The following is a 21,754-nucleotide window of genomic DNA, read 5'->3' as shown; positions in this document are numbered from 1 at the left end:
GCCGCCCGAACACGAAATTTCGGACACAGGTCGGCGTTGACGAATATTCAGCGTTGTGAAACCCTCGCCCCCTCAACGTTTCGGGCCGAAAGGGCAACGCTCTCCCATGGACGCCACGCTCTTCATCCCCAATTATTCTGGATTCGATAAGATTCACGAGGGGCCGGGGATGGCCCTTTTCCGTGGCATCCGGGACAACGACGGTGCTCCTGTCGTGCTCAAGGTGACGAGGGGGGAGCGCCCGCACCCGCGCGAGCTGGCCAGGTTACGCCACGAGCACACCATCCTGCGCATGCTGGAGGGCCCGGGCATCCTCAAGACCCACGCGCTCCTCCGATACGGCGCCGGCCTCGCGCTCGTCCTGGAGGACACCGGCAGCGCGTCGCTCGCTCTCCGCCTGCGACGCGGCCCGCTCGAGCTCCGCGCCTGCCTCGACATCGCGCTCGCGCTCGCGCGGATCCTCGACGGCGTCCATGCGCGCGGCGTCATCCACAAAGACGTCAACCCGAACAATGTCCTCGTGGGGGAGGGCCCCTCCGACGTCCGGCTCATCGATTTCGGCATCGCCACGCTCCTGTCCCACGAGAGCGCACCCGCAGGGGGCCACGCGTTCCTTGAAGGGACGCTCGCCTATATCGCCCCCGAGCAGACGGGCCTCCTCCGACGCACGGTGGACTCCCGCGCGGATCTCTACTCCCTCGGCGCCACGATCTACGAGATGCTGACCGGCGCCCCGCCGTTCGACGAGCAGGACCCCATCGATCTGGTGCACAGCCACACCGCGAGGATGCCCACGCCCCCTCACGAGCGGCGGCGCGGGATCCCGGAAGTCCTGTCGGCGATCGTGATGAAGCTCCTCGCCAAGGCCGCGGAGGACCGTTATCAGCAGGCCGCCGCGCTCGCGGGCGACCTCTCGAGGTGCGTCGCGGCGCTCGACGCCGGCGGCGCCATCGAGCCGTTCGAGCTCGGGCGCAGGGACATCCGCGATACGCTCACCATTCCGGAGAAGCTCTACGGGCGCGAAGCCGAAGTCGCGGCCCTCCTTTCGACGTTCGACAAGATGAGCCACGGCGGGGCGGAGCTCGTCCTCCTCGCGGGCGCGGCGGGTGCCGGCAAATCGGTGCTCGTCCAGGAGGTGCAGCGCATCCTCGCGCTTCGAGGGGGCCAGCTCGTCGCCGGCAAATTCGACGCGCTGCGCCGCGATATGCCATTCAGCGCGTTCACCCAGCTTTTCCGCGAGCTCGTGAAAGGCGTGCTCCGCGAGCCGCCGGATCGGTTCGCGGAGCGCCGGAGCGCGCTTCTCGCGGCGCTCGGCGAGGGCGGCTCGCTCCTCATCGACCTCGTCCCCGAGCTCGAGCGCGTCATCGGCCCTCAGCCCCCTGCCCCCCCCGCGGGCCCCGTCGAGGCGCAGAACAGGCTCGGGATGCTGATGCAGAGCTTCGTCCGCGCCCTCTCCAGCCCGCAGCGCCTGCTCGTCTTCTTCATCGACGATCTGCAATGGGCCGACGCCGCATCGCTCTGGCTCATGCGCCTGCTCACGACGGACCCGGCCGGCAGTGCCGTCGTGCTCCTCGGTGCCTATCGGGACACCGAGGTGGACGACACGCACCCGCTTCGAATGACGCTGCGCGAGATCCGGAAGCAGGGCGTGACCCCGACGGAGCTCGCGATCCGTCCGCTCGACGAGGAGAGCGTCGTGAGGCTCCTCGGGGACACACTCCCGCGGAGCGATCCGGAGCGCCTCCGGACGCTCGCCGGGCAGCTCAGGGCAAAGACGGGCGGCAATCCGTTCTTCCTCTCGCAGCTCCTCCTCACGCTCCATCGCGACGGCCTCTTTCGCGCGGATCGAGCCGAGGGGAGATGGACGTGGGACGACGCGGCCATCGCGGCGGCGCCGATCGCGGACAACGTGGCCGATCTCATGGCCGCGCGCCTCGGTCAGCTCGATCTGCGCGCCCAGCGGATTCTATCCATCGCGGCGTGCGTCGGCCGCGAGTTCGACCTGGCGACGCTGCATGCGATCGCCGACGAGCCCCCGGGCCGCGTGGCCGCCTCGTTATGGCCCGCGCTCCGGGAGGGGTTCATCGTGCCCCTGGATCAGGATTACCTGCTCCTGCCGACGTCGGAGGACGGCGAGGTACCGAGCGTCGCTTTCGGCTTCGATACCGCGGACGGGGCCGTCGCGGACGGGGATACCGCGATCAATGCACGTTATCGATTCCTGCACGATCGCGTCGAACAGGCGGCGTACGCGCTGGCGCCCGCCGAGGTCCGGGCCGGGGTTCACCTGCGGATTGGACGGCGGCTCCGTCGTGCGCTCGGCGAGGGCGCGCGGCCCGAGGAGCTCTTCGACGCGGCCCGCCAGCTCAATGCGGGCGCCGCTCACCTCCAGGACGGCGAAGAGAGGCGGGCGGTCGCGCGGCTCGACCTGCAGGCCGGCCGGGCCGCGAAGGGCCAAGGAGCGTACAGCGAGGCGGCGGCCTTCCTCGCGGCGGGCGTCGCCCTGATCCACGACGAGGGGTGGATCGACGAAGACGATCTGACGTTCTCGCTCGTCCGGGATCAGGCGGAGTGCGAGGCCATGGCGGGGCGCACCGCCCAGGCCGACACGCTCATCGACCTCATCCTCGGGCAGGCCGGCCGCGCGTGGCAGCGCGCGGACGTGTATGGCCTGCGGGCCATCATGTACACCTCGCTCGGGCGGTTCTCCGAGGCGATGGACGCGGGGCGCGCGGGCCTCGCGCTACTCGGCGTCGACCTCCCCCGGACCCCGGAGGAGGCGGAGGAAATTGCGACGCGCGAGGCCGAGCGGATCGATCACCTCCTCGCGGATGGGGGCGCCCGCGCGCTCCTCGCGTCGCCTGAGCTCACGGATCCCGAGGAGCTCGCGGCGGCCCGGATCCTCCCTGATCTGCTGGTCCCTGCGTACTGCATCGACATCCGGTTCTGGAAGCTGGTCCTCGCCACGCAGACCTTGCGCGGGATGACGCGTGGCCATTGCGGCCCGACCGCTCAGTCCTATGTGTCGTACGGGTTCTATTTGGCCGGGGCGCTCGGGCGTTATGCCGAGAGCCGCGTCTTCGGCGAGGTCGGGCTCAGGCTCGCCGAGGCGCACGGCGACCCGGCGCTCCTCTGCAAGGTGACCCAGTCGTTCGCGACGTTCGCCGGTTATGCGCATCCGCTGCGGCGGGTGGTCCCGCACTTCGCGCGGGCCCGGCAGCTGAGCCTCCAGTCGGGAGAGCTCGTTTATGGCTCGTTCGCGTGCGTCTTCGTCCCGGTGACACTCTTTCGGCAGGGCGAGCCGCTCGACGTCGTGACCGCCGAGGCGCATCGCAGCAGCGCCATCCTGAAGCGGATCCAGAACCCGATGTCGAGCGCACAGCTCCTCGCCGTCGAGCAGGCGATCGCCTGCATGCGTGGAGACACCGAGAGCCCCACGTCCTTCAGCGACGGGACGTTCGACGAGGGGGCGTGGATCGCGGGCCTCGATCCGGTCATGATGGGGTTTGTCCGGGTCCTCTATTTCACGTACAAGACGCTCACGCTCTTCCTGCACGACCGTCCCGAAGCGGCGCTGCCGCTCATCGAGAGCGCCGAGGAGGGCGCGGGGGCGGTCGTGGGGCATCACTGGCCGACGGATCTGCCATTTTATGCGAGCCTCGTGCTCGCCGCGGTTCACCCGGATACGAAGTCCGAAGACCGGCCGCGCCTCCTCGATCGACTCGCCCGTTACCGGGACAAACTCTCCTCGCTCGCGGACGCCTGCCCGGAGAACACGGCCCACCGGCACGCCCTCGTCGCGGCGGAGATCGCGCGGCTCGAAGGGCGCCCCAGTGAAGCCATGGACGCCTACGAGCAGGCCATCGCGCTGGCCGGCGAGCACGGCTTCCCGCAGGACGAGGCGATCGCGAACGAGCTCTACGGCCTCTTCTTCCTCGGGCGGGGACAATCGAAGAATGCCCGCACGTATTTGACCGAGGCCCATTATGGCTACCTCCGCTGGGGTGCCTCGGTCAAGGTCGCGCAGCTCGAGAGAAAATACAGGGCCCTTTTGCATGCGCCGGACCGCACGCCCGCCCCTGCCGTCGAAATAGGCTCGACGAGCATCACGGCCCGGTCGACGGTCGGCAAGCTGCTCGACCTGACGACCGCCGTTCGCGCCGCGCAGGCGCTCTCCAGCGAGATCGTCCTCGCTCAGCTCATCGAGCGGCTGATGCGCATCATCCTCGCCAATGCCGGGGCGGAGCGTGGCTTTCTGATCCTCGATCGGGGCGGAACGTGGGTCGTCGAGGCACGGTTCCAGGTCAGCCCGGATCTCGTGGAGTCCCGGCTCGACACGCCCCTCGAAGCGCGCGCGGATCTGGCCCAATCCATCGTCCGCTACGTGGCGCGCACGCAAGAGCCGCTGGTGCTGGAGAGCGCCACGCGCGACCCGCGTTTCGCGGCCGACGCTCACGTGAGGAGCGCCGCTCCCCAGAGCGTGCTCGCCGTCGCGCTGACCCACCAGGGCCGCTGTCGCGGCGTCCTGTACCTCGAGCACAACCGCACCGCAGGCGCGTTCGCCGAGGAGCGGCTCGAGTTCTTGCAGATGCTCTGCGCGCAGGCGGTCATCTCCATCGAGAACGCGATGCTTTATGAGCGGCTGCAATCGGTGAGCGCCGAGCTCCGGGAGCTCAACCAGCACCTCGAGCAGGGAATCGCCCGCCGCACCGAGGAGCTCTCCGCGGCCAAGGAGCGCCTGGAGCGGGAGCTCGAGGAGCGCGCGCAGGCGGAGACCGCGCGCGCCGCGCTTCAGGAGGAGATGATCCAGATGCAAAGCGCGCGGCTCGAGGAGCTCTCGACGCCGCTCATCCCGATCACCGAGGAGATCCTCGTGCTCCCGCTCATCGGGACGATGGACACGCAACGCGCCGAGGCAATGATGAACGCGGTCCTCCACGGAACCCAGCAGCACGGGGCGCGCACGGTCATCATCGACGTGACGGGGATGAAGCGCGTGGACGCGCGCGCGGCCGGCGCGCTCCTCCAATCGGCGAGCGCGCTCCGCCTGATCGGCGCCGAGGTCGTCCTGACGGGCATGCGCCCGGATTTCGCGCGCGCGATCGTGGATCTCGACCTGGACCTCGCCGCGCTCGTGACCAAAGGGACGCTCCAGAGCGGCATCGCCTACGCCATGGGCCGCGCACGCCGGCGGTCCTGATCGGCGAGGCAGACCGGGCGGCGCCACGCCCCGCGGCTCAGGTCATTTCCGCGGCGGCATTGCGACGAAGCTCATCGAGATCCACACGATAATCGGGTTGCAACCGGTCGAACCTCGTCCCATGGCACGTGAGAAGAATGACCTGCAGCTCCTTCGCCGCGTCCCGCAGGATCCGCACCATCGAGAGGAACCGCGCGTCGTCGGTCCAGCCCATCGTATCGTCGAGGATCAGCGGCAGCGGCCGCCGATCCTTGGCGAACACCCTCGCGAGCGCGATTCGCACGATCACCGAGAGTTGCTCTCGCGTGCCGCCCGAGAGCTGCCCGAAGTCCTCCTCCATCCCGCGACGAACCACCTTGTCGAGCCGGAGATCCTGCGTCATCCGGATCTCGGTCCCGGGCCTCAGGTTGTTCAAATAAGGCGCGGCCTCGTTCAGCACGGGCCCGAGGAAGATACGTTGCGCCTCGACGTACGCCTCCTCCGTCAAATCCCAGAGGATCCGCGCCGCCCGCGCCTGCCGCTCGACCCGCGCGAGCGCCTCGGCGGCGGCTGCTTGCTCCGCCTTCGCCTCGCTCAGGTCCTCGAACCGCCCCTCGGCCGCTGCTTTGGCGAGCAGCGCTTGCAAGCTGCTCACCTCGTCCCGCAATTTGCGCAGATGTCCCTCGTGTGACTCCAGGGCAAACTGCGCGCGCGCCTCTTCATCGCGGAGCAGCTCCGGCGTCGCGGCCGCGAGCTCCGTGGACGCGCGTTCGGCGTTCGTCCTCGATTCTTCGAGCTCGCGCCGCGCCTCTTCGAGCTTCGCTTCGAGCGCGGCGTCGGGCGCGTCCCTCCGGGATGCCACGAGCTCCTCGGCGCGCCTCTCGTGCTGCGTCCCGAGCTCTCTCCACCCGCCGCGGAGCTCCCCCACCTCGTGCATGCAGGCATGCTCGAGCTTCTCGGCCGCCATCGCCTGATTCTTCGCCGCCGCCTGCGTGGCCTCCAGCGGCGACAATTCGGCCTCCAGCGCCTCGATCCGCTGCCGCAGCGCCTCGACGGGCATCCCCGATTCTCCCTCGGGCCCCGAGGTTACTGCAGCCGCTTCGAGCGCGCGTTTCCGACCTCGCAATGCTTCCAGGCCCTCCGGGGCCACGAGCTTCAACGTTTCGACGAGCCTCTCTCGTTTGCCGACGAGGTCCCGGGCCGTCGCCCACCGCTCTCGCGCGGCGCCCACGTCGGCGACCTGCGCTCGCTGGAATGCCTCGTCGAGCGCACGCTCGGCCTCTTCGAGCTTCACCCATTCGCTCGATTCCCCAGGGATCACCGTCCACCCCGGCCCGCCGGAGGTCTCTTCGATCGGCGTCGGCTCCCCCACGACGAGCTCCCGCTTCTCGAGCTCACCGGACAAACCACGCAGACGCGCGGACTTCGTCGCCACCGTCGCCTCGCGCGCGACGAGGGCCTCTTCGAGCTCGACGAGCCGCGCGAATTTCGGCGCGCTCACGGGATTGGCGCCGAGCACGACCTCGACCTCGGCCTGCCTCGTGAGCGCCTCCCGCGCCGCAACGAGCTCGGTCTCGGCCGCCTGGGCCTCGCGCTGCATCCGGTCCACCTCGGCGCGCAGCGGATCGATCCCGCGCGGCGCGGCCTCGGCGAGGCGCTGCTCGACGGCCGCTTTCTTCCGCGCGATCACGTCGCGGGCCTGCGCCATCACCTCCGCCTGCTCCAGCGACTCGACCGCGTGCACGCGCAGCGCCGAGGCAAACGCGCGTTCGGCGTTCTCCAGGCGCGCCGTGGCCCGGGCGAGCTCCTCCCCGCGCGGCGTGAGCAGGACCTCCGCCATGTTGCCAATGGAAACATTCGTCGGGCGGGTGACCTGACGCGCGATCGTCTCGCCGGCCGACAACGTCACGGGCGGCGCCTCGTCCCCCACGCGCACGGTGACCTCGGAGATGGCGCGCAAGAGGAGCTCCGTGCCCATCGCCCCCCGCGACTCCCGCGCGAGCGCGACCTGCTTCTCGGCGGCGCGCAAGGCCTGCATCGCGTCCGCGTCGATCGAGTGCCGCGCGAGCTCGGCCCGGATACGATCGAGCTCCTCCTGCGCCTTCAGGGCCGCACCCAGGCGCCCTTCCAGACGTTTGTGCTCCTCGGCCCGCTGCGACGCGCGGACGGCGAGCTCGTCGAGCCCCGACGGCGCGAGCTGCTTGATGCGCCGTCGCAACCCCTCCGCTTCTCGCTCGGCCTCCTCGCGCGCCGCGCGTCGCTCCCGTGCGCGCGGCACATCCTCGACGCCGAGGTTGTAGAGCGCCTCCTTCAGCGCGGAGCGCGCCTCCTTCGCGAGCACCACGGCTTGCCCGAGGCCCGGCTGCGCGGGCACGAGCTCGACGCGCCCGAGCGCGGGGACGTCCATCCCCTTGCCCGTGCCGATCCACACGCGCCCATCCGACCGCGCCAGGATCCGCGTCCCCTCGATCGACAGCTTCGCGCGCAGCGCCTCGACTCGACCCGAGAGCGCCTCGATGTGCTCGTAGCTCCGCGCGTCGAGGCCACCGCTCGTGCGGGCGCGGTCCACCTCCTCGATTTCGAGCGCGATCGCCGCGGCCTTCGCGAGCCCCTCCGAGACCCGCTGCGCCTCGGACCGCGTATGCGCGCGGACGAGCTCTTGCCGCGACGCATCGAGGGCCTCGCGCCTGTCCCCGAGCGCCGCGTCCGCGCGCCGCAGCGCCTCCTTCGCCTCTTCGGCTTCTTGCACGCGGGTGGCGAGCAGCCCCTCCAGCGCGTCGAGGTTCTGCCGAGCGCGCGCCACGCTCCCTTCGAGCGCGGCCACCTCCTCGACGAGCGCCGCGCGCGCCGCGACGTCCCGCTGACGTGCCGCGACCCGCGCTTCGGCCGCGGCGACCTTCGCGCTCGCCTCGCGGAGCCGCGCCTCCTTCTGCTGAAGCGCGTTCGCCTGCCGGTGCGCGTCTTCCCGCTCCGCCTTGAGCGCCGGCAGCTGCCGCTCCGCCTCCTCGAGCTGCGCGCGCTTGGCCGTGAGCAGCGCGGACAGCTCCTCGACGTCACGCAGGGCCTTCTCGATCTCCGCCACGCGCGTGTCGGCCGCCTGCTTTCGGTCGAGGGCGTCCTTGTACTCCCCGGTCGGTTTGTCGGTCTTCGGCGTGTAGAACCGCTTCAGCTCCTCGTGGACCCTGGCGCGGATCCGCTCGCCGTGTTTGCCGCCCATGACCTTGCCGACCTGCCGGCCCACGGCCTCGGCGAGCGCGCCGCGCACCTCTTCGTCCAGCGTGCCTCCGGGGTCCGCGTGCGCGGACTCGTCCTGCGTCACCCAGAGCAGCCCCCACACGCCCATGTCCTCGCGCGAGAGCCCCGACTTCTTCGGCGCTCGGCCTTCGAGCTTGTTCCGGAGATAGTCGTCCGCGTCCTGCGCCTTGAGGATGGAACCGTTCGCGAGCCTCACCTCGGCCATCGGCTTCTCGAGGAAGCGCTTCAGGATCTGGAGCCGCTCGCCCTCGAAATCCAGCACGATGTGCACCTCGGGCGCGAGCTTCGTCCCGTGCGGCTGCAGCGCCATCACGCCCTTGTTCCTCGTGGCGTGACGCTCGAAGAGGCCGATCTTCAGCGCTTCGACGAGCGTCGACTTGCCCGCCTCGTTGCTGCCGCTGATGACGTTGATCCCGGGCGCGAAGGGCCCGAGCTGGATGGGGCCGCGCAGCGTGCCGACGTTCTCGACGCGCAGCTCGACCAGGCGGATGGCGCGGCTCACGACGCCTCCTTGTGCAGCCGATAGAGCAGCCGCAGCGCGCGCTCCGTGTCCTCGATCGGTTTGTCGGGCAGGCCCGCCTGGAGCCGCTCCGCGACGCGCCCGATCCACCCGCTCGTGCGCAGCGCGGCGATGTCCTCGTCGCCGAAGATCGTGTGCAGGTTCTCGTCGCGCACCCGCAAGAAGCGGAACCTGTCGCGCGCCCGCGCGAGCACTTCGTTTTCCAGCCGCGCGCGCAGCTCCATGCGCGGCGCGCCCTTCAGCGTCAGCTCGATCAGCGTCGAGTCCTTGCCCTGGTACGTGTCGAGGAACCGCTCGAGCCGCTCGAGCTCGTCCTCCGTCTCGACCGTGAACTCGTGCTGTTTCCAGTGGAACGTGCAGACCTGCTCGCGCGCGACGACGGGCCGCTCCCCGCGACCGCCGACCTCGACGAGCAGCACGCTCCCCGGGTTCTGCTCCTTGAACCGCGTCGCCTCGGGCGTGCCCGAGTACCAGGTGCGCTCGTCGATCTGCAAGAGCCCGTGCCAGTCGCCGAGCGCCAGGTAGTCGAGCCGCGCACGCCCCGCGAGGTCCTTGGGGATCGCGTTGTGGATCGTCTCCTCGTCGTCGACGAGCGCCGCGAGGAACTCCTTGATGCCGCCGTGCGCGACCCCGATGCGCACGTGGTCCTGCGGCCCGTACTCCGCCGTCAGGTGCTCGGTCACGTCGCCGAGCTCGTGCTTCTCGAAGAGCGGGCACGGGAAAAGCGCCACGCCGTCGCGAAGGATCATGGGCGCGCGCGAGTCGAGCACGCGGACGTTGGGCGGGCACTCCTTCTTCCACAGCGCGGTTTTGTAGAGCGCCTCCGGCGTGAGCGGGTCGTGGTTGCCGGGGAGCAGCAGCACCTCGGCGGGGATCTCGCGCATCTTGTCGAGCGAGCGCCGGATGGTCTCGGGCTTGAGTCCGTGGTGCTCGAAGACATCGCCCGCGACGACCACGAAGTCGGCCTTGAACTCGCGGGCGATGGTCCCGATCTTCTGCACGGTCTTGAGCCGCGCATCACGCACGACCGCGCCGGCATCTCCCGGGATGAAGTGCGCTCGAAGCCCGAGCTGCCAGTCAGCGGTGTGGATGAAGCGTACGGGGGTCATGGTGCGAGGAAGCGAATCGTACCGCGAACTCGGATCTAGTGACGTACCGCAGAACCGTTCGAGAGACAAACCACATCTTTGGAGGAAGATGCCCCCCGAGCGTGCTCATCATGTATCGTAGTAATGTGCCCGGTCCAGCAGGCGCCGGGTTCTCCACCATGCTCGAGCAGCAATCTCCCTTGAAACTCGTTGTTTTCGATGCGACCGACACGCCACGCGCGCATGTCCGCGGCGCCATTGCCGAAGGCGCCGCGCCGCGCTCGATGGGCCTGTCGCCGATCTGGTGGATGGGAACGTGGATGCATCGATTGCTGCGGGCGGCGGACGCGACGCTCGGGGCACGGAGCTGGGAGGAGGCCCTCGCGTGGGCGGCTTCGATTTCGGAATCACGCAATCGCGCGATCGGGTCGATCCAGTTCTGGGGACATGGGGCGTGGGGGTACATGGCGATCGGTCGGAGTCGGCTCGATCATGCGTCCCTTGGGAGCGACCACGCCATGGCGGCGGCGATCGACCGATTGCGGGAGCGTCTCACGGGGCCGGAGGCGCTGTTCTGGCTGCGTTGCTGCAGCGCGTTCGGCGGTCAGAGCGGGCGCGCGTTCGCCGGGCGGCTCGCATCGAGGCTCGGATGTCGGGTGGCTGGGCATACGTACGTCATCGGTTTCTGGCAAAGTGGGACGCATTCGGTTCGGCCAGGGGAATCGGCGACGTGGAGCCCTCGGGAAGGGGTACGGGTGGAAGGGGAGCGCGCGATCGGGGCGCTCACGTCGTCGGCAACCGAACCGAATACCGTGACGTGCCTGCGCGTCGATTGGCCGGAGGCGTGGTGATGGGTGAACAGCAAGAAGGGGAGCGCCCGAGAACCGTGCGGAAGACGATGTCGGCTGTTGCTCGAATCGTTCTTGGCTGCATGATGGCATGCCTCATCATCGGGCTTCCTGTGTTCGTCTACATCAGCACCACTTCGAGGCACTTTCGCGTGGGTGATGGTTATGATAGTCACGATCGAGAAGAACCAAGTTATTCCAGCTATCGACAGTGCCTCGGGTTTCGTCACACACCGGAGAGCCGCGATGGGTTCTCCACGAACTGTGTCGGAATTCCCTTTGGTCCTTGGCGGTGCTACGCAACTCTTCCGGATTACGGAGGATCGTGGGAGATTCCGTGTCATTGAGCGCCGGCTCAACGGGCGAGCATGACGGCTGAACGCTCACCGACTCCGGCGTGGCGGCATCGAAGGTCGGTTTTCCGATTGCCCGTACGTGGGTGCTGGTGAGCCGACTCGTTCATCCAGCAGACACGGAGATCCCGGATGTAAACAAGGTCTGGTTCTTGCGGATCACGAAAGGAGACGCCGCGGTCCTCGAGAATACCGGCATCGACCAGCTCACCAATGATGGTATCCGTCATTTCACGGTATTCGTGTAGACCTTCAGCCGAATGACCGCTATGGTCGTCGACGAAGGCGATCTCGTCGCCGCTTCGGCTGAGCAAATACCAAGTCGAGAGTGCTGCGGACGCAGGATGACCCGCGATTTCCCGTGCCGTGTTTACCGGCAGGTGCAGAAAGGAGATCTTCTCACGCTTCGTTCGGTTCACGAGGATGTAGCCGATGCCCATCGCAACCCCCCGGACACGCGAAAGCAGAACGTTCGATTGGACGCATCTGGCTCATGTCGTCCTCGCAGAGGATGGCGCTAGCCCCGGACCTCGCCAAAATCCTCGGTCGTCCACTCCAGCGCGCCGCGCTCGTTGCGCGCGCGGCGCGCGGCCTCGAGCTTGCGGAGCTCGACACGCCGGATCTTGCCCGAAATGGTCTTGGGCAGCTCGGTGAACTCGAGCCGCCGCACGCGCTTGTAAGGGGCGAGCCGCTCGCGTGCGAATTGCAAGATCGCCTGCGCGGTGTCGCGCGTGGGCGCCACGCCGGGCGAAAGCACCACGAACGCCTTGGGCACGCTCGTGCGCACCGGGTCGGGGCTCGGCACCACCGCGGCTTCGGCCACGGCCGGGTGCTCCAGAAGCGCGCTCTCGAGCTCGAACGGGCTGATCCGATAGTCCGAGCTCTTGAACACGTCGTCGCCGCGGCCGACGAAGGTGTAGAGCCCCGCCGCGTCACGCACGGCTTCGTCGCCCGTACGGTAGTATCCGCCCGCGGTGACCTCTGCGGTGCGCGCCTCGTCGTCGAGGTAGCCCGCCATGAGCCCCATCGGCCGCGGGTCGAGCGCGAGCGCGATCTCGCCCTCGGAGCCGGCGCGGCCCTCGGCGTCGAGCAGCGCGACGGTGTAACCGGGCAGCGGCCGGCCCATCGTCCCGGGCACCACGGTCATGCCGGGCGTGTTGCCGATCTGCGCCGTGGTCTCCGTCTGCCCGTACCCGTCGCGCACCGTGAGGTTCCACGCGCGGCGTACCGCATCGATGATCTCGGGATTGAGCGGCTCCCCGGCGCTCACGGCCTCCCGCAGCGAAACCCGGTGCGCCGCGAGGTCCTCGAGGATGAGCATCCGCCACACGGTCGGCGGCGCGCACAACGTGTCCACCTTGCACCGCGCGAGCAGGTCGAGCGTGGCGGCGGGCACGAAGCGCTTGTACGCGTGGACGAGCACCGTGGCGCCGACGTTCCACGGCGCGAACACGCTCGACCAGGCGTGCTTGGCCCAGCCGGGCGAGCTGATGTTGAGGTGCGTGTCCCCCTCGCGCAGCCCCACCCAATACATCGTGGACAGGTGCCCGATCGGATAACTCTGGTGCGTGTGCAGCACGAGCTTCGGCTTCGCCGTGGTGCCCGAGGTGAAGTAGAGCAGCAGCGGGTCGGTCGCGCGCGTGGGCGCGGCGCTCGCGGGCAAGGCGGCGGGCGCGGCGTATGCGTCGTCGTAGCGCGTCCAGCCCTCGATCGGCTCGCCCACCGCGATGCGTACCACGTGCGGGCCGGCGGCGCCGAAGCGGTCCGCGACCGCCGACTCGGCGATCACGCAGCGCACCTCGCCGCGCGTGAGCCGGTCGGCCACGTCCTCCGCGGTGAGCTGCGTCGTGGCCGGGATGATCACCGCGCCGATCTTCGCGGCGCCGAGTAGCACCTCCCACAGCGGCAGCACGTTGGGGAGCATGACCAGGACACGCGCGCCACGTTCGACGCCGAGCCCGCGGAGAAACCGCGCCACGCGCGTGGAGCGCTCGGACAGCTCGGCGAACGTGGCGGTCGTCTCGGCGCCCGACTCGTCGACGATCCAGAGCGCGCGGCGCGTATTGCCACGGGCGTACACGTCGAACCAGTCGGTGGCCCAGTTGAAGTGCTCGAGCACGGGCCAGGAAAAGCCCGCGCACGCGCGGTCGTGGTCGTCGCGTGTCGCGAGCAGGTGGTCGCGGGCGCGGAGGAAGAGGTCCGTGGCGTTCATGGCGGCGGGCTGCTTGAAAGCAGTATACGACCCGCAATGCGCGCGCAACAATCGCCTGGGAGAGGACGCCTCAGCCGCCCGTGGACGCGGGGGCCGGTTGCGACGGCGGAGCGGGCGCGGGCTTCACGTCCGTGTTCTGGCCAGCGACAATCGACCACGTGCCCGCCGATTGCTTCATGACGTAGCGCATGCGGGTGCGCAGCACGCCCTGCTCGGTGGCTTGCACCCCGGGGGGCAGCGCCGTGTATCCCGTGACCACGTGGTCGGTGTCCACCACGGCCACGTTGGGCTCGATGATGTGCAGCTTCCTCACCGTCACCTCCGTCCGGGTGTCCTTGAAGATGCCGACGAAGATGGAGGCGTGCCGCTTTTCGATCTCGTCACGGCCCTTGAAGACCGTCCCCACGATATTGATGAACTCGGCGTCCGGAGCGAAGGACTTGCTCCACGCCGCCGCGTCGTGACGGTTCCAGGCCTCGGTTTGCTCGGCGACGAGCTTGCGTAGGTTCGCCTCCTCGTTCGGGGACGTGCCCTCGGCCTTCTCGGGTGAGGAAACACAGCACGTCAGGAACAAGGCCATGAGGGCCGAGCTTCGCGCGAACGTGTTCATGAAGAGCTCTCCTGGGATCCAATGACGAGAATCAGGGCATCGATGGTTGAAAACACGGTCAGCCATTCAATGCCGCAAGCGATTCGGGCAGCGTCTGACCGCCGTCGACGACGAGGGTCTGTCCGGTGATGAAGCCGGCCTCCTTCGAGGCCAGGAAGGCCGCAGCATGCCCGATGTCCTCGACGCTGCCCAGGCGCCCGAGGGGGATCGCGGCAATCATGGAGTCGACATAGTCCTTACCGAGATCGGCGAGGCCCTCGGTCGCGATGTTCCCCGGCAGGATCGCGTTCACGGTGATCCCCTTCCGCGCGAGCTCCAGCGCGGCGGTCCGCATGAAGCCGAGCTGCCCGGCCTTGCTGGCGGCGTAGTGCGACCAGCCGGGGAATCCGGTGATCGGCCCCGTGATCGAGGAGGTCAGGATGATGCGCCCGGCGCCACCGCGCGCGAGCGCGGGGATGCTGGCACGGACCGACAGGAAGCAGCCCTCGAGGTTGACGCGCATGACCTCGCGCCACTCGGCGAGCGACATGGTTTCGAGCCGGGCGGCGGGGAAGATCCCCGCGTTTGCACAGAGCACGTCGAGGCCCCCATGGCGCTCGACGGCGGCGTCGACCATGGCCTTGACCTGCTCCTCGTCGCTCACGTCGGCGGCGAAGGCCGAGGCGACGGCGCCCGCCTGCGCGAGCTCCGCGGCGACCTCGGCCGCCGCGCGGCCATCCCGCGCGACGAGCAGCACCTTGGCGCCGCCTTGCGCAAATACCTTCGCGATGCCACGGCCGATGCCCTTGCTCGCGCCGGTGACGATGACGGATCTTCCTTGGACGAGTCTTTCCATGGGATCGATCTCAATGGCGTCGGTCGGGAGGTGTCAAGCGCGGGTTTCAGGCTCTCGCCTCATTCGCCCGCCGGCGGACGCGTCTGATACAACATGTCGCCGAGCAGCTCGAACCACGTCCCCGCCGCCAAGGGTTTTCCGCCAATCGTGGCGGCTCCGCGCAACGTTCCGCTCACGAGCGCTTGCTCCTCGCCTCGGAGGACGACGCGTGTCCCGGCCGCGAGCGGAACGCCGCCGACGTCGTGGTCACGATCGAGCACGCCGCTGGCGCTGGCCGAGAAGACCGGATCGTATACGTAGACCTCGTGGTCCGCGCGGAGCGGGAGCCCGTCGATCACGACCGGCTCCGCAGGCGTGAAGCGTAGCGGACGTCCGGTCACCGGATGAAGCGACAGCGGTGTACCCGCCGCGCACGCAATTCCATCGACGATGGCGCGGGCCGCGAGCATCAGGAAGTGCACGCGCCCCTCGTCGGTGAGGTAGATCGACTCGCCGCCGCGCGCGGGAAGACCGGCGGCGAGGACGTCGTGCGCGGAGACGACTTCGGCCGGCCGGCGCGTGCGCGCATGCACGCGTCTCACGTCGACGAGCCCCTCGATGCCGGGGACGCGCACGCTGCGCGGAGGTTTTTCCGACGCCTCTTCGTCGAGCGTGGGCAGGTCGTACGGGTTGAAGCCGCGCGCGAGCCGCGCGCGAAGCTCGGCGTACGACGGCGCCGCTCGCCGCGCGTCGCCGTAGTCGCCGCTCATGTGGAGGTGAACGATCGATCCGGCGCCTCCGCCGAGGCGGTCTTCGACATCGCAGTACCAGACGCCACCACCGCCATCCATCCCGAAGGAGACGAGGCCGGGAATCACCTCGCTCTCTTCCAAGGCGGGGGCGAGCTCGATCCGGCTGTTTGGGCCGGAGATGGTCCATGTTCGCGTCTCGCGTGCTCGGGCGAAATCGTCGAGGAGCATCGGCGGAAGGCGTGTATCCATGACGGCCGTGCGAGCTTGGTCCGGGCAGCGACGGCGCGCAACGGACATGTCCCAGCAAATCTACGGCGCAGCTCCACCCTCCAACGCGTCGGGAACACCGCCATCCCTTGGCGATTGTCCGAGCGAACGGAACACTTCCAGCGCCTCGTCGCGATCGAAGCCACCCACGTGCACCTCGCCGTCCGACGCGCAGAACATCGTGTAGGACACCTGGGGGTTCTGCGGATTGCGCTCGAACATCAGAACGTCCGTGGACCCCTCCTTGACGAGCACGTGGTGCGTCTCGCGGATGGGACCAAAGACACGCGCGCGCTCGTACACGTCGCCGGAGCTCCGCGCGAAGGACTCGCACAATGGGCGTATGGGCCTGAGAGCAGGGTAGGGTTCGATATCGAGGTTCGAGTATGTGAGCTTTCCACCGGAGAACATCCAGCCGATATGATGCGCTGCTCCGATGGACGCCATGCTGCACAGGAGCATTGCAACGAACAGCCCGAGGAACGCGGCTGTCGAGCGTAACCGCCACGGTCGCGCCGAGGGTTCGTCCGACCGCATGTGGCGATCGATACGCGAGAGCACGGCATGGAGCCCTGCGAAGAGCGCCCCCGCGACGAGGAGCGCAGCGACGACGGCCTCCACGTTGACGCGGACCTGTGGGAGCACGCGCACCAGGAAGTAAAGCCACCCCGTGACCAGGAACCACGGGGCTTCGAGCACGATGGTCAACCCGCCAAAGATCAGGAACAAGAGGAGGAAGAGCAGTGCCAGGATCAGGCATCCGCCGGCCGCACGTTTCCCCTTCACGGTGCCCCCTTGCTCGTCTGCTCCGCGTCGATGCGGCGCCTGATCTCGTCGATGTCGAGCGTCGTGATCTCACCGCTGCTCAGAAGCACCATGCGCTTGCTGGAGTAGATGCCCGGCTCGTACGCGACGGGGACGGCATCACGTTCTGGGTGCAGGCCCGGCACGTACACGTAATGCATCCCGGAAGGGTCCACGATGCGCCACGTGCCCTCGGGGATCTCTTCCACGAAATCGTGTGGCGGGAAGCTGCCTCCGTGCCCATTGGCGTACCCCCAAAGCGCCGTGCGCAGTCGCTCGAGTTGCTGCTTGCGGGCGTGCGCGAGCGCCTCTTCGGCAGGTGCCGCGCGGGCGGGGCCGAGCTTGTACGTTGCCCCATTCTTCTCCCACGCGCCGGGGGTCATGAGCTCGCGACCGCCCGCGATCATGCTGAGGACGAGGTGCATGCCGAGCGCCCACAGGCCAACGACGCCGAGGGAAGCCTTGTACGAAAGACGGGGGAGCCGCGGGATGTCCCGCTGCACGGCGTTCCACAGCCACTGGACCAATACCGTGAGCAATAAAATGAGGAGCACGAAAAACGAGATGGCCTCGAGCCGCATCCGCGCGATGTCCGAGAGCCGCACGAACGGCATTCCGGCATGTGCCGCCGAGGGGGCGACGAGCGTCGTGATAAAGACGAGTACGCCGAGCTTTCGCATGGCTGCGTCCTTTGCATTCAGCCCCCGTAGCAAATACATATCCCCCCTTCGACCATAAGCAGATTCCATACCAGAGTTGGGGCCAAGCAACAAGCGGCCGACGAGCGTCGCCTGGGTCGAGCCTGGATGACGGTCTGTCGCGCCGCGCTGCGTGCGCAAGGACGGGTTGTCAACGGTCCTGGCTTCGTGGTCCTCGACGGACGGCTCCGTGTCAGTTATCCTCTCATCGCCTGCCACGAAGGCAGGGTCAGGACGCACGCATGGAGACAAGCAAGTCCGCAGACGAGTGAGCCGCAGCAACCCCTGAAGTCGTTGCTGCGGCCATCTGCTCCCGAGCGCTCGACGAATGCCGTCCTGGAGGCAGATCGCCGCCGAATGTCCACCATTTGCGCGGGTGTATCGTCGTGCCTCGAACAAGACTCTCGACTTGGAATGTCTCGCTGTCCGCAGCGCTGCTGCTGATGGCCCCCTTCGATCTGCTGGCCTCGCTGGCCATGGATGTGTACCTGCCCGTGGTGCCGACCATGCCAGGCATCCTCGGCACGTCGCCGGCGATCGTTCAGCTCACCTTGAGCCTCTACATGGTCGTCCTGGGCGCGGGACAACTCGTGTTCGGGCCCATTTCGGACAGGATCGGTCGACGGCCGGTCCTGCTCAGCGGTGCGGCCCTGTTTGCTGTCGCGTCGTATCTGCTTGCGGGCACCGGATCCGCGGCATGGTTCGTCCTCCTTCGCGTTCTCCAGGCGCTCGGCGCGGCCGCGGCGCTCGTCGCGACCTTCGCGACGGTACGCGACGTCTATGCGGAGCGTCCCGAGGGCGCGGTGATCTACAGCCTGTTCGGCTCGATGCTGGCGTTCGTCCCCGCGCTGGGGCCCGTGCTCGGTGCGCTGCTCGCGGACCATGTCGGGTGGCGCGCGATCTTCATCGCGCTCGGCGTCGCCGCCACCGCGGCCGCATTGCATGCGGCTCCGAGGTGGCACGAGACCCGGCCCGTGAACGCGTCGAAGCCACACGCGGCCTTCGGCCAGATCCTCGCGGACGGCTCGTTCTGGACCTACACGCTCGGCTTCAGCGCGGCGATGGGCGCGTTTTTCGTCTTCTTCTCGACGGCGTCACGCATCCTGATCGATCGGGTCGGCTTCTCGCAGCTCGGCTTCAGTCTCCTCTTTGCCACGGTCGCGCTCGTCATGATCGCGACGGCCCGGTTCGCGAAGCGATTCGTGGCGCGATGGGGAAGGGCCGGAAGTCTCGTCCGCGGGATGGGGATGCTGCTCCTCGGAGCCGCGTTGCTGGTCGTCGGGCAAGTGACGTTCGCTCCGTCGTTCTGGACGTTCGTCCCGCCCATGTGGATCATCGCGATCGGCATCGTGTTCGCCAGCTCGGTGACGGCGAACGGCGCGCTCCAGAGCTTCGGCCACGTCGCCGGCACCGCGACGGCGCTTTACTACTGCATCGAGAGCCTCGTCGTGGGCATCGTCGGAACGACGCTGGTCGTGCTGCTGCCTGGGGATACGGCGTGGCCGCTTGCGGCCTATTGCACGCTGATGGCCGTCGTCGTGCTCGGCTTCGTCTGGCGGATGGAACGAGTCGGTTTTCCCCGCGGCGGTTGACGTTTCGGATCGGGATGATCGGGTTCTTTCCCGGTCATCCCAGCCGAACTGCGAACCGCCGACGTTAGCATCCGGGCTGCGCGACATCGACCTCGCGCGTCGGCATGTTTCCGGTGCCGTGGCGCTGAATGCCGTCGCGAGGACGGGCAACGAACCTGCCAGCATGCGTTCCAGCAGACAGAACCGGGCGTGGCCGTGGTCGGGGGCCGCCGCGCTCCTGGGGATCGTGTTCTCCGGCAGCGCGGCGTTCGCCGCGGAAATGGGTGGTGAGAGCCGCGCCGTAGTGGCCGCCTTCGGCCCGGAGGGGATGCGGCTCGCTCCCCGGAACCCGGGCCCGGCCCGCGGGATGACGCTCACCCGCGCCGGATGCGCAGGCGATCCGCGGCCCGTGGGGCCCGCCGTCGTGCACGCCGCGCAGGGACGCGTGGAGTACGTCCGGCACGGCGTGCCGCTCGTGGAATGGTACGAGCAAAAGCCCGAGGGGATCGAGCAGGGTTTCACGCTGGCCGCGCCGCTGTGCGAAACGAGGGGCTTCGAGCTGTCGCTCACGCTCTCCGGGATGGAGGCCGCGCCGGGCGCGAGCGCCGGGGATATCGCGCTGCGCGACGCGAGCGGGGGTCTTTCGCTCCGCTATGGCGAGCTTTCGGCCTTCGACGCGCTCGGACGCGTGCTGCCGTCGCGCATGGTGGTGGAGGGCGGGCGCGTGATATCGCTCCGGGTCGACGACGCCGGCGCGGTGTATCCCGTCACGGTGGATCCGCTGGTGGTGCTGGACTGGCGAAAGTCGGTCATCACCAAGCACGTCCTCGATGTGGCTTTCTATCAGGACGGACGGGGCCTCGCGCTCGAGGACGGCTTTTTGGCCGTCAGTTTTTTTGGCCCCGACATCGGGGGGCTCTATCCCTCGGGCACCCGCTTCGCCCCGGACTGGCAGAAGTTCTACCCCACGTCGAGTTCCGGCACCGGCTTCCCCCTCAGCCCCTACCCCTACGGGGCCTTGGCCATCGGCGGGAGGAGCCTGTTCATCGCGCCCTCCAATGCCCCGATCGAGGTGTACGAGCCGCAGCCAAACGGCACCCTCAACCAAGCACAAATCGCCCTTGTGGGCAGCGGCATCGCCGCCTCGGGGACGACCATGGCCGCGCTGAGCGCGGGCTCGCTCTACGTTCACGTGAACGGCGCGCAGGGCTGGACGCAGGAAGCGGTGGTACCGCCGCCCGGAGGCGGATGGCAAGCCCCTCTGGCCGTCTCCGGCGACCGGATCGCGCTCTTCAGCGGCAGCAGCGTGGTCGTGCTCCTGCGCAGCAATGGTATCTGGAGCACGGAGGCCACGTTGCCTTTCCCGATGACCGGCACCCCGAAGAGTTTGGCGCTCTCCGGCACGACGCTCGTGCTCGGCATGCCAGACGCCGACGTTGCCGCGACGGGCGCAGGGGCGCTTCAGGTCCATGTCGTGAGCGGGGGCGTCTGGGTCCCGCACGCCATGCTCACGGCGAGCGACGCGGCGGCCGGCGACAAACTGGGAGCCTCGGTGGACATCGACGCGGACACGATCGTGGCTGGTGCACCCGGCAAGAACGGCGACGAAGGGATGCTCTACGCCTTCGGCAGGACCGGCAGTCTCTGGTTCCAGCACGGCTCGTACCGGCCGAACTACGGCCCCCCCTACCCCGGCGGCCCATACCATGGCCCGTGGAAGTTCGGCAGCAGCGTGGTCATCTCGGGCGACATCGTGGCCGCCACCGCGCCCTCGGAGGAGGATTACTTCCGGCAAAAGCCGTATATCGGCGCGGAGTACACTTTCCGGATCGACGTGTCGTGCAAGGGCCCGGCGGACTGCCCGAGCGGCTTCTGCGTGGACGGGGTTTGCTGCGACACGGCGTGCGGCGGAGGAGACCCGAACGATTGCCTCGCATGCAGCACGGCGTTCGGCGCACCGGCAAACGGGACCTGCGTCACGGTGCCCACGGGCGGCATTTGCCGGGCGGCCGTGGGCGTATGTGACGCGCCCGAGACGTGCAACGCCGGGGTATGCCCTCCGGACGTGGCGGGCCCCGCTGGGATTCTCTGCCGAAAAAAGGAGGGAGATTGCGATGCGGAGGACTTCTGTGACGGGGTGAGCACGACCTGTCCTCCCGACCAGAAGCTGCCCGCGGGCACGGTCTGTCGCGCCGCGGCGACCATCTGTGACGTGCCCGAGACGTGCACGGGTAGCCACTCGAACTGCCCCAACAACATGTTTGCGCCACCAGGGACGATTTGCCGTCCCAAGGCGGGAGCATGCGATGTCGCCGAGCTATGCACCGGCGCATTGTGTCCCGCGGACGCTTTCTTGCCCGCCGCGACGCTTTGTCGTGCGGAGAATGGCGCATGTGACACGGCCGAACATTGCAGCGGCGCGAGCGTCGATTGCCCGGCGGACGCGGTGCGGCCGGCCGGGGACGTCTGCCGCATGCAGGCGGCCGAATGCGACATGGCCGAAACGTGTGACGGCTCCGGTTCATCGTGCCCGGCGGATGGATTCGCGCCCGATGGCTCCATGTGTTCCGCCGGATTGTGCATGGCCGGCCTTTGCATGAGCCAGGGCGGCGCGGGTGGCAGCGGCGGCACCGGCGGCGGCGGCACCGGAGGCACCGGCGGCACCGGAGGCGGTGGTGGTAGCGGCAGCGGCGGCACCGGCGGCACCGGCACCGGCGGCGGTGGCGGTGGCGGTAGCGGCACCGGCACCGGCGGCACCGGCGGCGGTGGCGGTAGCGGCACCG

The 21,754-nt window shown here is 68.8% G+C and carries 12 protein-coding genes and 1 pseudogene; 4 read left to right on the top strand and 9 right to left on the bottom strand.

Features of this window, described 5'->3' with window-relative positions:
* Positions 1 to 106: 106 nt before the first annotated feature.
* Positions 107 to 5,200 (top strand): AAA family ATPase, encoded by a 5,094-nt coding sequence (locus QHF83_RS28550; RefSeq protein ID WP_282421128.1) that lies wholly within the window; start codon positions 107 to 109, stop codon positions 5,198 to 5,200.
* 37 nt (positions 5,201 to 5,237) lie between these two features.
* Here the strand turns inward: QHF83_RS28550 and QHF83_RS28545 are convergent, their stop codons facing one another.
* Together QHF83_RS28545 and QHF83_RS28540 are read right to left on the bottom strand one after the other, a co-directional pair.
* Positions 5,238 to 8,936: an AAA family ATPase gene (locus QHF83_RS28545; RefSeq protein WP_282421127.1), complete on the bottom strand. Its 3,699-nt coding sequence runs from the start codon at positions 8,934 to 8,936 to the stop codon at positions 5,238 to 5,240.
* Complete coding sequence (locus QHF83_RS28540) at positions 8,933 to 10,063, bottom strand: DNA repair exonuclease (protein WP_282421126.1); 1,131 nt, start codon at positions 10,061 to 10,063, stop codon at positions 8,933 to 8,935. Before QHF83_RS28540 ends, QHF83_RS28545 begins: the two co-directional genes overlap by 4 nt.
* A gap of 179 nt (positions 10,064 to 10,242) precedes the next feature.
* On the opposite strand from QHF83_RS28540, the gene QHF83_RS28535 reads away from it, so the two are divergent.
* Positions 10,243 to 10,893 carry a DUF4347 domain-containing protein gene (locus QHF83_RS28535; RefSeq protein WP_282421125.1) on the top strand — a complete coding sequence of 217 codons (651 nt, stop codon included), beginning with the start codon at positions 10,243 to 10,245 and terminating at the stop codon, positions 10,891 to 10,893.
* 352 nt (positions 10,894 to 11,245) lie between these two features.
* On the opposite strand, the gene QHF83_RS28530 is transcribed toward QHF83_RS28535, so the two are convergent.
* The 7 genes from QHF83_RS28530 to QHF83_RS28500 form a co-directional block, all read right to left on the bottom strand.
* A complete protein-coding gene (locus tag QHF83_RS28530; protein WP_282421124.1) occupies positions 11,246 to 11,683 on the bottom strand; it encodes a hypothetical protein in 438 nt (145 codons plus the stop codon).
* A gap of 77 nt (positions 11,684 to 11,760) precedes the next feature.
* The gene (locus QHF83_RS28525; RefSeq protein ID WP_282421123.1) at positions 11,761 to 13,455 is read right to left on the bottom strand and encodes an AMP-binding protein; all 1,695 of its coding nucleotides are present in this window, start codon (positions 13,453 to 13,455) and stop codon (positions 11,761 to 11,763) included.
* Positions 13,456 to 13,525: 70 nt separating this feature from the next.
* A complete protein-coding gene (locus tag QHF83_RS28520) occupies positions 13,526 to 14,065 on the bottom strand; it encodes an SgcJ/EcaC family oxidoreductase (protein WP_282421122.1) in 540 nt (179 codons plus the stop codon).
* 58 nt (positions 14,066 to 14,123) lie between these two features.
* Positions 14,124 to 14,900: a 3-oxoacyl-ACP reductase FabG gene (gene fabG, locus QHF83_RS28515; RefSeq protein ID WP_282421121.1), complete on the bottom strand. Its 777-nt coding sequence runs from the start codon at positions 14,898 to 14,900 to the stop codon at positions 14,124 to 14,126.
* 59 nt (positions 14,901 to 14,959) lie between these two features.
* On the bottom strand, positions 14,960 to 15,880 hold the full coding sequence (locus tag QHF83_RS28510; protein ID WP_282421120.1) for a hypothetical protein: 921 nt from the start codon (positions 15,878 to 15,880) through the stop codon (positions 14,960 to 14,962).
* 60 nt (positions 15,881 to 15,940) lie between these two features.
* Positions 15,941 to 16,684: a hypothetical protein gene (locus tag QHF83_RS28505; protein ID WP_282421119.1), complete on the bottom strand. Its 744-nt coding sequence runs from the start codon at positions 16,682 to 16,684 to the stop codon at positions 15,941 to 15,943.
* Positions 16,681 to 17,382 (bottom strand): hypothetical protein, encoded by a 702-nt coding sequence (locus tag QHF83_RS28500; protein ID WP_282421118.1) that lies wholly within the window; start codon positions 17,380 to 17,382, stop codon positions 16,681 to 16,683. The genes QHF83_RS28505 and QHF83_RS28500 overlap by 4 nt, the downstream gene beginning before the upstream one ends.
* A 404-nt stretch (positions 17,383 to 17,786) precedes the next feature.
* On the opposite strand from QHF83_RS28500, the gene cml reads away from it, so the two are divergent.
* Positions 17,787 to 18,992, top strand: coding sequence for a CmlA/FloR family chloramphenicol efflux MFS transporter (gene cml, locus QHF83_RS28495; RefSeq protein WP_282421117.1), 1,206 nt, complete (start codon positions 17,787 to 17,789; stop codon positions 18,990 to 18,992).
* A gap of 163 nt (positions 18,993 to 19,155) precedes the next feature.
* Positions 19,156 to 21,754, top strand: a pseudogene (locus QHF83_RS28490) (hypothetical protein); the annotation flags it as partial.

Source organism: Polyangium sp. 15x6 (assembly GCF_029960785.1).
In the GTDB taxonomy this organism is placed as follows: Bacteria; Myxococcota_A; Polyangia; order Polyangiales; family Polyangiaceae; genus Polyangium.
The sequence above is the reverse complement of the archived record's forward strand: the minus strand, read 5'-3'. Positions and strand labels throughout refer to the sequence as shown.